Consider the following 14,599-nt stretch of genomic DNA (forward strand, 5'->3'; position numbering starts at 1 on the left):
GACCATGGTCCTTTATGAACTCATCGACTATTCCGTCCTCAAGCTCATCTGGTGGGGCCTGCTCGGCATCCTGCTGATCGGCTTTGCCGCCACGGACGGCTTCGACATGGGCGTCGGCACCCTTCTGCCGGTCGTGGGCCGCACCGACATCGAGCGGCGCGTCGCCATCAATTCCATCGCCCCCACATGGGAAGGCAATCAGGTGTGGTTGGTGCTGGGGGGCGGGGCCATCTTCGCCGCCTGGCCCGCGCTTTATGCGGTCAGCTTCTCCGGCTTCTACCTTGCCATGTTCGTGGCGCTCGCCGCGCTCATCCTGCGCCCCGTTGCCTTCAAATACCGCTCCAAGAGCCCGGATCCGGTCTGGCGCAGCCGCTGGGACTGGGCGCTGTTCACCGGCAGTGCCGTGCCTGCGCTGGTCTTTGGCGTGGCCGTCGGCAATGCGCTGCAGGGCGTGCCCTTCAGCTTCGACAATGATCTGAGGATGACCTATTCCGGGTCCTTCTTCGGCCTGTTCTCGCCCTTCGCGCTGCTCTGCGGCCTGCTGTCCGTCGCCATGCTGGTGATGCACGGCGGGGCCTGGCTCGGCCTCAAGGCCGATGGTGTGGTGGCGAAGCGCGGCCGCTTCTACGGCACGGTTGCCGCGCTCGCTGTCATCGTCCTCTTTGCGCTGGGCGGCCTTGCCGTCTCCTCCGGCTTTGTCGAGGGCTACCGCATCACCAGCGCCATTGACCCGCAGATGCAGGCCAACCCGCTGGCCAAGGTGGTGGAACGGGCGCCCGGCGCCTGGATGGAGAATTACAGCCTCTATCCGTGGATGATCCTTGCCCCCGTGCTCGGCTTTGCCGGGGCAGTGGGCGCGCTCATCGGCCTCAACACCCGCTTCGAGGCGCTGACCTTCATCTCCTCGAAGCTGGCCGTCTTCGGCATCATCTCTACGGTGGGCGTTTCCATGTTCCCCTTCATTCTGCCCAGCTCGCTGCAGCCGCAGGCCGGACTGACGGTATGGGACTCGCCCTCAAGCCATGCCACCTTGTTCAACATGCTCGTTGCGACCATCATCTTCCTGCCGCTGATCCTCATGTACACCGCCTATGTCTACCGGGTGCTGTGGGGCAAGGTGAGCGAGGAAAGCGTCGCCAACGATCACGCCTCTTACTGAAGGAACCTGCCCATGTGGTACTTCGCCTGGATCCTCGGTATGCCTCTGGCCTGCTGCCTCGCCATCCTCAACGCCATGTGGCTTGAAATGCGCGAGGACACCGAAAAGCAGAAGAAGGCAAGCTGAGAACGAAGAAGCAGCCCGTCAGTGCTGCCTCAGGCCACGGCTACGGCCGTGGCATCGTTGTTTCGTGGTCTCTGTGTTGGCAGACCCGTACAGTTCCACCGTTCATCCGATGCGGCGCGCATATTCCCTGGCAAGGTCCAGAAACGCCCGCACACCAGCGGAAAGATTGCGGCGGCCGGGATAATAGAGGCACAGCCCCGGATAGGGTGGTGTCCAGTCCTCTAGGACCCGGACAAGGCGTCCCGCTTCGATGTCCGCAAGCGCTTCCTGTTCCATCGTATAGCCCACACCGGTGCCCTCAAGCGCGGCTGCCCGCACGAGGCTCGCCTCATCGAGGGTGATTGGCCCCGGCACATCAAGATGCAGCTGCTCCCCCTCCTTTTCGAACCACCAGCGGAACAGCGCGCCATCGGGCAGGCGGACGCGGATGCACCGGTGATTGAGCAGATCGGGCGGGACCATCGGCCGGCCATGTTTCTCGAAATAGGCAGGGCTTCCCACCACCGCATGCCGCTGGGGCTGGCCCAGGGATACGGCGATCATGTCGCTCGGAACGAGGCCAGCAACCCTGACGCCCAGATCGAACCCGTCCCGGACAATATCGACCATCTTTCCTTCAGTGACGATATCGGCATGCATCTCCGGATAGCGGCGCAGAAACTCCAGCACGAGCGGCGAAAGGATCGCGCGGGCTGCAAAGGGCGCGGCGTTGATCCTTATCGTTCCGGACGGGGTGCCGCGTTGCGCACGGACGCTATCCAGAGCCGTATGCAGGTCCTGGAGCGCAGGCGAGATCTGCTGCACGAAAAGCCGGCCGGCCTCCGTCAGTGACACGCTGCGCGTGGTGCGGTTGAACAGCCGCACACCCAGCCCCGCTTCCAGCTTGCCGACCGTGTGGCTGAGCGCCGTCGTCGACATGCCGAGTTCGATGGCCGCTGCCCGGAATGTTCCCCGCCGTGCAATGGCGATGACCGCTTCAAGTTCCCTCAGGCTGGCCTGTTCCATTATCCCGATCCATTCATCACGATATGCATGTTTATCCTGCTTATCCATACAATGCTTGAAGGCTAAAGTCGTGTCATCGGAAAAGGAGACACACGATGGATATGCCCGGTATCGTGAAAGCGTTTTTTGACGCAGACAGCCGCAACGATGCAGATGCCTTGTCGGACACCTTCGCAGCGGACGCGGTCGTGCAGGACGAAGGCGCCCGTCATCAGGGCACGGCTGCCATTCGCAGCTGGTGGAGCGCAGCCAAGGCCGCATCCCAGTTTGTTGCCGAACCGCTCGAAGCCACATCAGGCGACGGCAAGGCCCTCGTCCGTGCGAGGGTCAGCGGCCAGTTTCCCGGCAGCCCGCTGATCCTCTCCTATGCCTTCACCCTCAGGGATGGAGAAATCGCAGCGCTGGAGATCACGGCATGAGCGGCTTTCTCGATCTGGAGGGCAAGCGGGTTCTCGTCACTGCCGGAACCAAGGGGGCGGGTGCTGCGGTGGTGAGCCTGTTCCGCGAGCAGGGTGCGCAGGTGCTGACGACGGCGCGGGCACGTCCGGCCAGCCTGCCGGAGGCGCTTTTCGTCGAAGCGGACCTGACCACCCCCGAGGGCTGCCAGACCGTCGCAGAGGCTGCACGTCAACGGCTCGGCGGCACAGACATTATTGTCCACATGCTGGGGGGCTCGTCAGCCCCCGGCGGCGGCTTTGCGGCGCTGACGGAAGATCACTGGCAGCAGGAACTGTTGCTCAATCTTTTGCCTGCCGTCCGGCTGGACCGGCTTCTGGTCCCGGAGATGGCGGCCCGGGGAAGTGGTGTGATCGTGCATGTTACCTCCATCCAGAGCGTGATGCCGCTGCCGGAAGCCACCACCGGCTATGCCGCGGCCAAGGCGGCGCTGTCGGCCTACAGCAAGGCCCTCTCGAAGGAGGTTTCACCCAAGGGCGTGCGGGTGGTCCGGGTGTCGCCGGGCTGGATAGAGACCGAAGCCTCGGTTCATCTGGCGCAGCGGCTCGCAACGGAGACGGGCACAGACCTTGAGGGCGGCAAGAAGATCATCATGGATGCGCTGGGCGGCATTCCGCTGGGCCGCCCGGCAAAAACGGAGGAGGTCGCCAATCTGATCGCCTTCCTGGCCTCCAGCCGCGCCGCCTCGATCACCGGCAGCGAATACACCATCGACGGCGGAACCGTGCCGACGGTGTAGCCGCCACCGCAGGTGTCGCGGCTCAGGCGGGCGTGTCCCACCCGCCGAGTTGCGCATAGACTGCATCGCGCAGATGGCGGATGCCGCGGTTCAGATCAGCCAGTTGCTGTGGCGTCTGGGCCGAGGCGGCAAGCAGGGTGTCGCTGAGACAGCCCGCCTTGTGCTTCAAGGCGATGCCCTCTTCCGTCAAGGCGATCACCACCTGCCGTTCATTGCTCAGGTTCCGGGTTCTGCGCAGCAGCCCGGATGTCTCGAGGCGCTTCAGGACCGGGGTAAGCGTGCTGGATTCCAGGGCCAGGGCGCGGGCGATGGCACCCACTGTCTGGCCATCTTCGCTCCACAGCACGTTGAGCACCAGATACTGCGGATACGTCAGGCCCAGCCCGTCGAGCAGGGGCTTGTAGGCGCGCTGGATGGCGATGCCGGCACTGTAGATTGCGTAGCACAACTGGTCGTGCAAGGGCGGCGGATCATTGGGGCGTTCGGTCATTCGGGGCTCCTGTCAGCCGGTATATAACCCATGCGCCGGCGAAAACCAATATCGCGATAACAATCCGCTTGACGCGTCGAGTGAGGTTCGATAATAGAGATATCGCGATAAATGTTATTGCAACTTAAGAAGGAGATAATCATGACCCGCCAGATCAGGACCACCATCGCCGCGATTGCAGCGGCCGCCGCAATGTCTGCCGCACAGGTGGCAAACGCTGCTGACAGCATTCCTCACGATCAGTCCGTCAAGAACGTCGTGCTCGTCCATGGCGCTTTCGCGGATGGCTCGGGCTGGAAGGGCGTTTACGACAACCTCACACAGCGCGGTTACCGCGTGACCATCGTCCAGAACCCGCTGACCTCTCTTCAGGACGATGTTGCGGCCACCCGGCGTGCGCTTGAGCGGCAGGACGGCCCGGTCATTCTCGTCGGGCACTCCTGGGGCGGCACCGTCATCACGGAAGCAGGCATTGATCCCAAGGTCGCAGGGCTGGTCTATGTCTCCGCGCTGTCCCCGGATGCGGGCGAGACCACGGCTCAGCAATATGAGGGCTTCGCCCCTGCATCGGAATTCGTGCTGGACATCACGGCGGACGGGTTCGGCTATGTCAGCCCGGAAAAGTTCAAGGCTGGCTTCGCGCATGACACGACGGATGCCGAGGCCGCCTTCATGCGGGACTCGCAGGTTCCGATCAATATGTCGGCATTCGGCACCAAGCTCGAAAACGCAGCCTGGCGCATGAAGCCCAGCTGGGCGGTGATCGCCACCGAAGACAAGGCATTTGATCAGGCCATGCTGGTCCATATGGCCGAGCGCATCAATGCCAGGATCACCCGGGTGCAGGCGAGCCATGCTCTGTTCATGACGCAGCCGGAGACTGTCTCTGACACCATTGACGAGGCCGCCAGAACCGTCTCAGCCGCAAGCAAGTGATGGCCGCTGTGTGAACGGGCGGGCCGTTTGCAAGCCCCAGGCATAAAACTCCAGACACAAAACCCCGGCGCAATCTCTCGCGCCGGGGTTTGTTCTGTCCGCCGAACCGGAAAGCCGGATCAGGCAGCCTTGGTGGCCGCGTCCGCCTTCAGGGCTTCGAGGATGTTCTGCGGCGAGGAGACGCCATAGGGGTCGGTGGCGCAGTTGTCGGAGAAGCCTTCTTCCTCGAACCACTTCTCGACGCGGCCATTGTCCACGACGGCCGCATAGCGCCAGGAGCGCATGCCGAAGCCGACGTTGTCCTTGGCAACCAGCATGCCCATCTTGCGGGTGAATTCGCCAGAACCATCCGGGATGACCTGAACGTTCTTGATCTCCTGAGCCTTGGCCCAGGCGTTCATCACGAAGGCATCATTGACCGAGATGCAGTAGATGGCATCGACGCCGAGGGCCTGAAACTCGCCGAACAGCTTCTCGAAATCCGGCAGCTGATAGGTCGAGCAGGTCGGCGTGAAGGCGCCGGGCAGGGAGAACAGCACCACGCGCTTGCCGGCAAAATAGTCGGCCGTGGTCTTGTCTTCCCAGCGGAACGGGTTCGGCCCGCCAACGCTTTCGTCACGCACGCGGGTGCGGAAGGTCACATCGGGAACGTTTCTGCCGAGCATGGGTCAACTCCTTGAAGTCATGAGTGTTTCCAGCAGCGCCGGGAGGTGTGCCGGGAAAGGGGGGCTTGCCGCCCCTGAATTTGGGTGCCTGGACAGCCGGGAGGGGCCATCCGCAAAAACCGCTACCCCAAATGCTGCAACGCCGCAACCCCATGCGGCAGTGCGGTGGGGGAGTTCGCTGCCAAATGACGCGGTAAGGCTGCCATGACGGCGCCATTCTGGAATTTCTGCGGGAATGGGCGTATATGCGGCGCCATGACGATCAAGACACCCAATGCGGCCGGGGCAAATGCCCCTGATGCCTCCAGCGCAATCTATACACCCGGCGCGCCGGTCTTCTCCGTCGCCCCCATGATGGACTGGACTGATACCCACTGCAGGAGCTTCCACCGGCAGTTTTCGGCGCGGGCGCTGCTTTATACGGAGATGGTGACGACCGGGGCGGTGATCCATGGCGACCGGGAGAAGCTGCTTGGCTTTTCGGGCGCGGAGCATCCGGTGGCCTGTCAGCTGGGCGGGTCGGAGCCGCAGGATCTGGCGGCGGCGGCGCGGATCGTCGAGGACTTCGGCTATGACGAGGTGAACCTCAATGTCGGCTGCCCGTCCGACCGGGTGCAGTCCGGCTCTTTCGGCGCATGCCTGATGCAGGAGCCGCAGCTGGTGGCTGATTGCGTGGCGGCGATGAAGGCGGTGGTGAAGATCCCCGTCACGGTGAAATGCCGCATCGGCGTTGATGAGCAGGACCCGGAAGAGGCGCTGGATGCTTTGGCTGACCGGGTACTGGCGGCGGGGGTGGATGCGCTCTGGGTGCATGCGCGCAAGGCCTGGCTCAAGGGTCTCAGCCCCAAGGAAAACCGCGATATCCCGCCGCTGGATTATGGCCGCGTGCGCCGCCTCAAGGCGCGGCTGCCGCAGCTGTTCATCGGCATCAACGGCGGCATTCCTTCGCTTGATGCCAGCGAAGCCCTGCTGGCGGAGGCTGACGGCCTTCCCGGTCTTGACGGGGTGATGCTGGGCCGCGCTGCCTACCACGATCCGGCGCTGATGGGCGCAGTGGACCGGCGGATCTACGGGCTGGAGACGGGCGATGTCAGCCCGCGTCAGGCCATCGAGGCCTATATTCCCTATATCGAGGACTGCCTGTCGCGGGGCATCCGCCTGTCGCACATCACGCGCCACATGCTGGGGGCCTTTACCGCCGTTCCGGGCGCGCGCCTCTTCCGCCGCATCCTCACGGTGGAGGGCGTCAAGGCCGGAGCGGGCCTCGAAGTACTCACTTCGGCCCTTGCTGCCCTTGACGAGGCACAGGAAAGGGCGGCAGATCGGATTGCGGACAGCGCCGCCTGATCAGCTCTCTGAGCGGATGGGCTGACCGCGTGCCTGCATTTTTCGATCTGCCCGCCAGCGTCCTTTCAAGAGGCCCCCATGGATATGTCCCTTCTCACCGGCGAGACGCTGGGTCTCGTTGCCGCGCTCGTTGCCTCCGGCATCATCGCCGGGCTCATGGCCGGGCTTTTCGGCATTGGCGGCGGGGCGGTGCTGGTGCCGGTGTTCTATCAGTTTCTCGCCATTGTCGGCGTGGATGAGGCGGTGCGCATGCATGTGGCGGTGGCAACCTCGCTGGGCATCATCGTGCCCACGTCCTTGCGCTCCTTCTTCGCCCACAAGGCACGCGGGGCAGTGGACATGGAGCTGCTGAAAAGCTGGCTCATTCCGCTGCCGCTCGGCGTTGTGGCCGCGTCTCTGGTGGCGGCGCATGTGTCGGGGCAGGGGCTCAAGGGCATCTTTGCGGTGATTGCGGTGGCCGTCAGCCTGCGCATGTTCTTCAACCGGGACAGCTGGCGCCTCGGCAGTGACATTCCGGGCTTTCCGATCCGCCCGCTCTGCGGCGCGCTCATCGGCTTCTTTTCGACGCTCATGGGCATCGGCGGCGGGGTGATGAACAACACCTTCATGACGCTCTATGGCCGCCCGATCCATCAGGCGGTGGCGACCTCGGCAGGCACCGGCGTGCTGATCTCCATCCCCGGCGTCATCGGCATGGTCTGGGCCGGCTGGGGAGAACCTTTGCTGCCGCAGTTTTCGCTGGGCTATGTCAACCTGCTGGGCGTCGCCGTCATCATGCCGCTGACAACCCTTGCTGCCCCCTATGGGGTGAAGCTGGCCCACCGCATGCCCAAGCGCGCGCTCGAGCTGGCCTTCGGCACCTTCCTGATGCTGGTCGCCATCCGCTTCGGCATCAGTTTGCTATAAGGATTTTTGGTTCTTGCCAGCCCTCTCCATCGTCATCCCGGCCAAACGCAGTGCGAGCCGGGACCGGTGGGCCGGGGTTGAAGTTGGTTCTATGGCAAGAACAGAAAGACCGTGGCTCACCGGCCCCGGATCTCCGCTACGCTCTCGTCCGGGGTGACGATGGAGAGGGAATGCCTGAGGTCAAGAGCCCTCACGGCTTCAGCACCAGCCGTTCGCCCTCCACCTGCCAGCCGGACAGGCGGGAGAGGGCGCTCATGCCGAGGAGGCTGGTTTCGAGGCTGCCGGGGCGGGCGACGAAGCCGCGCACGTTGGACAGGGAAATGCTGCCGATGCTGACCTGTGCCAGATTGACCGGTGCCACCATGGTGCGGCCATTGGCGGTGGACACGGGCACGGAATAGGACAGGCTGGCCGGGTCGATGCCCGAGGCCTCAGCATCGCGTTCGGTCAGCACCACGGCCGAGGCACCGGTATCGACAAGAAAACGGACCTTGTTGTCATTCACCAGCGCCTCCAGCTGAAAATGGCCGGAGGCATCGCGCATCACGGCGACAGTGCCATCGGTCTGCGGCACGGTCATGCCCGGCGCCAGCGCTCCCAGAATGCGGTAGCCACCGGCCACCAGCTCTGTCCGGTAGGTGTAGCCACCCACGAGCACAAGGCCGAGCAGGCCCCAGACCACGACAGCCCGCAGCACTTCGCCCGCACGCGGCGCGCCAAAGACAAGACTTGCCATCACCACGCAGCCGATGGCCGACAGGGCCACGATGCGCGGGGTTTCGGAGGTGCTGGAAAAGGTCTCTTCCAGCATGGGAAATTCAAAGAGATACGTCAGGCCGGCCGCAATCATGACAAGCACGAGGACGGCCAGTGTAAGTCCATAGATCTGCCGCATGGGTGCTCCTGATCAAGTGGCCGGGGCGGGGGCAGGGCTGGAAATTGCACCAAGGGAGGCACCCATCCGCGCCCGCCGTGCGTCAAGCTCCGCCATCACCTTGCGGCGGTGCTCCGGGGCAAATCCCGCCCAGCCGGCGATCTCGTCCAGCGTCCGGGCGCAGCCGTGGCACAGCCCGCTCACCGGCTCCATGATGCAGATCTTCACACAAGGGCTCTCAATGCCCGCCATCGGTCCATCCTGTTTCCTGCAACTCCCTTGGCCTAACGGCCTCCCATCACAATCTCAACCGGCGTTGTCACCAAAGTCACAGGCAATGTCACCGCGATGTTGACCGTGCCTGTCACAAAGCTTCCAAGCGTGCGGCCGGTGCTGGCCAGGGCGCCGCCGTCCCCATTGGGAACGTCCAGTTTGTTCTGGCCCAGAACGGAGGATAATTGTGGCGCGATGGCGGCGAGGGCGGCAAACTTGGAGTGATTGGTCGGGTCCGGCCCCTTCAGATCGGTGAGATCAACGACAACCGCACCGAGCTTGGCCAGCGCTGCGTCATCGTCATAGCCGCCCACGCGTGCCATCCCGCCTGCAATCAGCCGGGAGACGCCAAGCGCCCTGTCATCGCGCGACAAAAGCAGGATCAGGGGGCTTTTCAGCTTGCCGATGCGCTGCATCTGGTCCTTGAACACATCAAGATCAATGTCGGGTGCGGCCAGAACCACCTGGTTGATGCGGCTCCGCTGGGCCGGTGTCATCTGCCGCAGGGTTTCCATCAGCAGCCATGTGCCCATGGAATGGGCCAGAATGTTGATCTCCGCCGCGCCACTGGCGGCAAGGTCCTCAAGGGTTGCCTGCAACTCGTCGCGCGCCACGGTGGCGCTGTTGAGGTCATAGACATAGTCGCGCACGTCCCCGCGCGAGGCCCAGGTGAACAGCACCGGCACGCCGGGGAAGGCGGAATCATGCACCACCTGCGTGAAGCGGTAGAGCCCCTCGGCAAACAGCGTGTTGTAGCCGTGGATGAACAGCATCACGGACCGCTCTTTCGGCGGGCGGGCGGCCAGTTCGCTCTTCAGCGCCTGCCGGAAGGCCGTTGCATCCTTGAGATAGCCGGTGGACCGGGGCACCATTTCCTTTGCCGGGTCGCCGGGAAGAACGGCAGGCCATTCGATCGCACCGGAGACATGCGTGGGCGGCACGGAGATGACGGCCTGCGCAAAATCGCGTCCGCCGCTCCGCTCCCCGTCAAACAGGGTGTTGGGCGCGTCCGTGCGGCTGCGCGTGGTGGCGATCAGGATCTTGTGGTCCTTTGCGCCGGGGGCAGGTTTGTCCGTGGGCACCAGCGCCCCGGAAACCGGGCGGCTTGCGCAGGAACACAGCAGAAGCCCCACAAAAGACATGCTGAAACTGCGGCGTGACAGAAGCACGGAGTTTGTCATCAGAAGGCTGTGTCCCTTCAAGTCCAGGCCAGAAGCCCGCCAAGAAAAACGGTCAATGTGACCTGCTGAATGGCTCCTAACACGTCTCCTGTGATCCCGCCAATTGCTTTGAGTGCCAGTTTTGCTGTGAACATGGCACTATAAACTGCGAGCGCCAATCCAAGTATGGCCCCGAAAACAGGTTGCACACTGAACAGGCAAAGAAAAACCGGCAGCGTAAACAGTCCGCCTTCAAGGGCAGCTCCCGATCCCGGCACGCCGAAGCGGGCGCCCAGCCCGTCCGGCCGGGCGGAGGGCTGAGCGGTCCACTGCCAGAGCATCAGCGTGCGGCTCAGCATCTCCGCCGCCACCATCACCAGCATGGCCGCAGGCGCGCCAGTGCGTTCCAGCAGGGCGGCGGTCAGTGTGATGCGCAGGGCCAGGAACAGGATCAGCGCCATGGCACCGAAGGCGCCGATGCGGCTGTCCTTCATGATCTCCAGCCGCCGCTCCGGCGTGGCCCCGCCGAAGAAACCATCCGCCACATCCGCCAGCCCATCCTCATGCAGCGCGCCGGTCACGGCGGCTGCCGTCATCACGGCGAGCGTGGCAATGGCAAGTGCGGGCAGGGCGGTGAGGGAAAGCAGCCCCAGAACCAGCGCCGGAATGCACCCGGTCACGGCCCCTGCCAGAGGCATGGCCCTTGCGATTCTCCGGAAGTCTGGAACGGCGGCCGGATCATCCAGCTTGTTGATGGCAGGCAGCGGCAGACGCGAAAAGAAGCGGATGCAGGCCGCCGTATCGGCGGCGAGTTGCCGCAGCCACCCGCTGCGCTCTGGCGTGCTTTCGGGCTCCTGCGGCTGGCCTTGCGGTGTCATGCGCCCTCGCTGTCTGCCATGGCGGTTGTCTTTTGCCGGAGGAGCCTTATAGAACGGCAAACCTTTGGCGCCAATCGCTGCCCGCAAGTCCGGAGAACACCTCTCGTGTCCATGTCCCCGTCCGCTCTTCCTTTCGATGATATCCGCAACCTTGTGGCCGAAATGCCGGGGCCGGATGAGGCGGCGGTGGTAACCGTGCGCGCCCGTGACAGCCAGCTGACCAAGCCTGCCGGTTCGCTCGGCCAGCTGGAAAGCATCGTCGAGTGGCTGGCTGCCTGGTCCGGCAAGCCGGTGCCGAAGATCACCCGCCCGCTGGTCGCCATCTTCGCCACCAATCACGGTGTCGCTGACAAGGGCGTTTCGGCCTATCCGCAAAGCGTCACGCGCCAGATGCTGGAGAATTTCGCCGCAGGCGGCGCGGCGATCAACCAGATCTGCGCGGCCTATGATCTGGGCCTGAAGATCTTTGATCTGGCCATCGACATGCCGACACCCTCGATCACGGATGAAGACGCGCTGGACGAGCCGAACTGCGCCGCCACCATGGCCTATGGTATGGAAGCGATTGCCGGCGGCACGGATCTCCTGTGCCTTGGCGAGATGGGCATTGCCAACACCACCGTGGCCGCAGCCGTCTTCAACGGCCTGTTCGGCGGCACGGCGGCAGACTGGGTTGGACCGGGCACCGGCGTGGATGCGGCCGGGCTGGAGCGCAAGCGCGTGGCCGTGGAAATGGCCGTGTCGCGCCTGGGTGCAGCCGCCAAGGACCCGCTGGAAGTGTTGCGCAAGGTGGGCGGGCGCGAGATTGCCGCCATGGCCGGTGCCATTCTGGCCGCGCGCCTGCAGCGTACGCCGGTGATTGTGGACGGTTTCGTCTCCACGGCTGCGGCTGCGGTGCTCTACAAGATGGACCCGTCCACGCTCGATCACTGCCTCTTCGGCCATGTATCGGCAGAACCGGCGCACCGCCGGGCGCTGGCGGCCATGGGCAAGACGGCGCTGCTGGATCTCGGCATGCGGCTGGGGGAAGGCACGGGCGCGGCCATGGCCGCAGGCATCGTCAAGGCGGCGGCGCAGGTTCATGCGGACATGGCAACCTTTGCCAGCGCCGGCGTTTCGCAGAAGGACTGAGCGCCCGTTCCGGTCAGGACGCCCGGCGGCGCATGTTCGGCCGCCGGACCGGCAGGGTGTAGATGTCGTCGAACAGCTGCGGCATGGCGGGCAGCACGCGGGCAGAGGGCAGGGTGACACGCACCTCGGTGCCCTCGCGCAGGCGGGATTTCAGCTCGAATGTGCCGCCATGCTGGTTGACCAGCGCCTGGACGATGGACAGGCCAAGGCCGGTGCCGGGCTCGGCGCTCTTGATGGCCATCGAGCCCTGACCGAAGGCCTGAAGCACGATCGGGATTTCCTCTTCCGGAATGCCGGGGCCATTGTCCTTGATGGAGACGAACTGGCCGCCGTCACTGGAAGAGCCGATGCGGATCAGCACCTCGCCGTTGGAGGGGGTGAACTTCACCGCATTGGACAGGAGATTGAGAATCACCTGACGCAGCGCGCGCTCGTCGGCCCAAAGGCGGGCAAGGCCTTCCTCGTGGCTCTCGCGGATGGCGATCCCCTTGGCCCTTGCGCGCACCTGCATCATGCTCTGGCAGTCTTCCACCACATCCTGCAGGGAAACGGCCTCCTCATTCAGCTCATACTTGCCCGCCTCGATGCGCGACAGGTCGAGGATCTCGTTGATGAGGTTCAGCAGGTGCTGGCCGGAGCCGTGGATGTCGGAGGCATAGCCCCGGTAGATCTTGTTGTTCATCGGCCCCATCACCTCATCCTTCATGATTTCGGAGAAACCGAGGATGGCGTTGAGGGGTGTGCGCAGCTCATGGCTCATGGTGGCCAGGAACCGCGACTTGGCAAGGTTTGCCTCTTCGGCGCGGCGGCGGGATTCATCGGACACCGCATTGGCCTGTTCCAGCTCGGCGATCAGATGGTCCTTCTCGGCGCGGAAGGCCAGCATGGCACGCGAGGAATTCAGCAGCTGGTTGCCCAGCACCAGGAAGAAGCCCTGTGCGCCGACAGCCATGGCCGCCATGGCATAATGCAGCGGCGCGTGGCGCTGCAGCAGCGCCAGCGACATGGCCAGCGTCACCGGAAGCGTGCTGGCCAGCAGCGCATGGGGCAGGGTGGAAGACTGCATGGTCGCCATGGCAATGACGATCAGCATGATCGAAAACTGGAAGATCTCAATGCCTTCCGCCGTGCCGCTGGACGCGGGCAGCAGGAAGAAGGCTCCCCAGCACAGGCCGTAAAGGAAATCGCCAACCGCAAAACGCCGCCGCCAGGGGCTCGTCTGGCGCTCCTCCTGCGTCATGCGCTCGAAACGCCGGCAGGTGGACACGGTCAGAATCCAGATGCTCACCGTGAACATGAGCCAGCAGGCCACCAGAACCGGCGAAATCCACATGAGAGACACGGCGGCCACGATGACGAGGAACATGGGTCCGGCGAATGCCGCGCTCACACGCGCCCTGGCAAACAGCAGCAGCAGCTCGGTGTTGAAATCAGGCGGGACGCCTTCCTTCGCCGACAGGCGGTCGCGAACCTGACTGACCGTGCGCGCAACCTCACGGCGGCGCTGGGCACGCTCGCGGTTGATCGCCGTCTTGTGGTCGCCCCTGCCGGGGGAAGTCTGGGCCATTGCGGTTCTGGCCGTCGGCGGCCATCCTCCTCGCGTGGTTTCCTGATGCTTGACACAACTGTGCCTCTTTCTGTGTTTTGGATCAGCAACCCTTAAGAAGCGGCTCAAGGACTTGGTTAAAAAAGGCAAAACAGCGGCAGACAGTGATCCGGAAAGGGCAGGCGGCGTCGTGGCTTCGCCGGGGCTCGCTCCGCTGGCCCGGCGCGTGTCGCTTTGCCGGGTGTGTCTTGAATCGCCCCGCGGCAGGCCACTTCCGCACGAGCCGCGCCCGGTTGCCCGCCTGTCGGAGACGGCAAGGCTCTGCATCGCGGGGCAGGCGCCCGGAACCCGCGTGCATGCGTCCGGCGCACCTTTTACGGACCCTTCCGGGGACCGCCTGCGCCACTGGCTCGGTATCGGTGATGATGTTTTCTACGATGTCTCACGTGTTGCGATCGTACCGATGGGCCTGTGCTTTCCGGGCCTCGATGCCAAAGGCGGTGATCTGCCGCCACGCCCGGAGTGCCGCGCCACCTGGCATGACAGCCTCTTTGCGGCCATGCCCCAGCTGAAACTGGTGCTCGTCATCGGCCGCTATGCGCAGGCCTATCACCTGCCGCATCTCAAGGGAGCCGGATTGACGGAGATTGTCGGCAACTGGCGCTCCATCCTGTCGGAAAGCGAAGAGCGCGCAGGGCCTGCCTATCTGCCGCTGCCCCATCCTTCCTGGCGCAACAACACCTGGCTGCGCCGCAATCCCTGGTTCGAGGAAGAGCTGGTTCCGGAGCTGCGCCGCCGGGTGGCGCAACTGCTGCAGCCTTGAGGCGGCCGTGCTGAGTTGAGGAAAATTGTTCTTCACACTGTCACAAAATCAGCAGCAAGACCCGTTCAGCCTTCGATTTACCGCT

The 14,599-nt window shown here is 64.3% G+C and carries 17 protein-coding genes; 9 read left to right on the plus strand and 8 right to left on the minus strand.

Annotation, left to right across the window (positions count from 1 at the left end; genetic code table 11):
• Nucleotides 1-4 precede the first annotated feature (4 nt).
• Nucleotides 5-1,159, plus strand: coding sequence for a cytochrome d ubiquinol oxidase subunit II (gene cydB / locus ACVNHC_RS23360; protein ID WP_457169761.1), 1,155 nt, complete (start codon nt 5-7; stop codon nt 1,157-1,159).
• A gap of 12 nt (nt 1,160-1,171) precedes the next feature.
• Nucleotides 1,172-1,285: a cytochrome bd-I oxidase subunit CydX gene (gene cydX, locus ACVNHC_RS23365; RefSeq protein ID WP_019962693.1), complete on the plus strand. Its 114-nt coding sequence runs from the start codon at nt 1,172-1,174 to the stop codon at nt 1,283-1,285.
• Nucleotides 1,286-1,387: 102 nt separating this feature from the next.
• Here the strand turns inward: cydX and ACVNHC_RS23370 are convergent, their stop codons facing one another.
• Nucleotides 1,388-2,338, minus strand: a complete 951-nt coding sequence (locus tag ACVNHC_RS23370) for a LysR family transcriptional regulator (protein WP_457169762.1) — start codon at nt 2,336-2,338, stop codon at nt 1,388-1,390.
• A 47-nt stretch (nt 2,339-2,385) separates the two neighbouring features.
• On the opposite strand from ACVNHC_RS23370, the gene ACVNHC_RS23375 reads away from it, so the two are divergent.
• Together ACVNHC_RS23375 and ACVNHC_RS23380 are read left to right on the plus strand one after the other, a co-directional pair.
• Nucleotides 2,386-2,709 (plus strand): nuclear transport factor 2 family protein, encoded by a 324-nt coding sequence (locus ACVNHC_RS23375; RefSeq protein WP_058900320.1) that lies wholly within the window; start codon nt 2,386-2,388, stop codon nt 2,707-2,709.
• Nucleotides 2,706-3,485: an SDR family oxidoreductase gene (locus tag ACVNHC_RS23380; RefSeq protein WP_457169763.1), complete on the plus strand. Its 780-nt coding sequence runs from the start codon at nt 2,706-2,708 to the stop codon at nt 3,483-3,485. The genes ACVNHC_RS23375 and ACVNHC_RS23380 overlap by 4 nt, the downstream gene beginning before the upstream one ends.
• Nucleotides 3,486-3,507: 22 nt before the next feature.
• On the opposite strand, the gene ACVNHC_RS23385 is transcribed toward ACVNHC_RS23380, so the two are convergent.
• Nucleotides 3,508-3,975 carry a MarR family winged helix-turn-helix transcriptional regulator gene (locus ACVNHC_RS23385; RefSeq protein WP_122519689.1) on the minus strand — a complete coding sequence of 156 codons (468 nt, stop codon included), beginning with the start codon at nt 3,973-3,975 and terminating at the stop codon, nt 3,508-3,510.
• Nucleotides 3,976-4,116: 141 nt separating this feature from the next.
• Between ACVNHC_RS23385 and ACVNHC_RS23390 the strand changes: the two genes are divergently transcribed.
• Complete coding sequence (locus tag ACVNHC_RS23390; RefSeq protein ID WP_457169764.1) at nt 4,117-4,911, plus strand: alpha/beta fold hydrolase; 795 nt, start codon at nt 4,117-4,119, stop codon at nt 4,909-4,911.
• A 119-nt stretch (nt 4,912-5,030) separates the two neighbouring features.
• On the opposite strand, the gene ACVNHC_RS23395 is transcribed toward ACVNHC_RS23390, so the two are convergent.
• Nucleotides 5,031-5,576 carry a peroxiredoxin gene (locus ACVNHC_RS23395; RefSeq protein WP_050471171.1) on the minus strand — a complete coding sequence of 182 codons (546 nt, stop codon included), beginning with the start codon at nt 5,574-5,576 and terminating at the stop codon, nt 5,031-5,033.
• 255 nt (nt 5,577-5,831) lie between these two features.
• Between ACVNHC_RS23395 and dusA the strand changes: the two genes are divergently transcribed.
• Both dusA and ACVNHC_RS23405 read left to right on the plus strand, forming a co-directional pair.
• The gene (dusA, locus tag ACVNHC_RS23400; protein WP_457169765.1) at nt 5,832-6,923 is read left to right on the plus strand and encodes a tRNA dihydrouridine(20/20a) synthase DusA; all 1,092 of its coding nucleotides are present in this window, start codon (nt 5,832-5,834) and stop codon (nt 6,921-6,923) included.
• An 84-nt stretch (nt 6,924-7,007) separates the two neighbouring features.
• Nucleotides 7,008-7,829, plus strand: coding sequence for a sulfite exporter TauE/SafE family protein (locus ACVNHC_RS23405; RefSeq protein WP_208977465.1), 822 nt, complete (start codon nt 7,008-7,010; stop codon nt 7,827-7,829).
• 190 nt (nt 7,830-8,019) lie between these two features.
• Here the strand turns inward: ACVNHC_RS23405 and ACVNHC_RS23410 are convergent, their stop codons facing one another.
• Genes ACVNHC_RS23410 through cobS form a run of 4 tightly spaced genes read right to left on the minus strand, consistent with a single transcriptional unit; the run spans nt 8,020 to nt 11,014 of the window.
• On the minus strand, nt 8,020-8,724 hold the full coding sequence (locus tag ACVNHC_RS23410) for a retropepsin-like aspartic protease family protein (protein WP_050471183.1): 705 nt from the start codon (nt 8,722-8,724) through the stop codon (nt 8,020-8,022).
• A 12-nt stretch (nt 8,725-8,736) separates the two neighbouring features.
• Complete coding sequence (locus tag ACVNHC_RS23415; RefSeq protein ID WP_123193912.1) at nt 8,737-8,955, minus strand: DUF1289 domain-containing protein; 219 nt, start codon at nt 8,953-8,955, stop codon at nt 8,737-8,739.
• A 32-nt stretch (nt 8,956-8,987) separates the two neighbouring features.
• Nucleotides 8,988-10,118, minus strand: a complete 1,131-nt coding sequence (locus tag ACVNHC_RS23420; protein WP_457169766.1) for an alpha/beta hydrolase — start codon at nt 10,116-10,118, stop codon at nt 8,988-8,990.
• A gap of 56 nt (nt 10,119-10,174) precedes the next feature.
• On the minus strand, nt 10,175-11,014 hold the full coding sequence (gene cobS / locus ACVNHC_RS23425) for an adenosylcobinamide-GDP ribazoletransferase (RefSeq protein WP_457169767.1): 840 nt from the start codon (nt 11,012-11,014) through the stop codon (nt 10,175-10,177).
• A 111-nt stretch (nt 11,015-11,125) separates the two neighbouring features.
• Between cobS and cobT the strand changes: the two genes are divergently transcribed.
• Nucleotides 11,126-12,145, plus strand: coding sequence for a nicotinate-nucleotide--dimethylbenzimidazole phosphoribosyltransferase (gene cobT / locus ACVNHC_RS23430; protein WP_457169781.1), 1,020 nt, complete (start codon nt 11,126-11,128; stop codon nt 12,143-12,145).
• Nucleotides 12,146-12,158: 13 nt separating this feature from the next.
• Here the strand turns inward: cobT and ACVNHC_RS23435 are convergent, their stop codons facing one another.
• Nucleotides 12,159-13,712: a sensor histidine kinase gene (locus ACVNHC_RS23435; protein WP_050471187.1), complete on the minus strand. Its 1,554-nt coding sequence runs from the start codon at nt 13,710-13,712 to the stop codon at nt 12,159-12,161.
• Nucleotides 13,713-13,881: 169 nt separating this feature from the next.
• Between ACVNHC_RS23435 and ACVNHC_RS23440 the strand changes: the two genes are divergently transcribed.
• Entirely contained in the window at nt 13,882-14,514 is a 633-nt protein-coding gene (locus tag ACVNHC_RS23440; RefSeq protein ID WP_457169768.1) for a uracil-DNA glycosylase family protein, read from the plus strand.
• Nucleotides 14,515-14,599: the final 85 nt, after the last annotated feature.

It is taken from the genome of Pannonibacter sp. Q-1 (assembly GCF_054073275.1).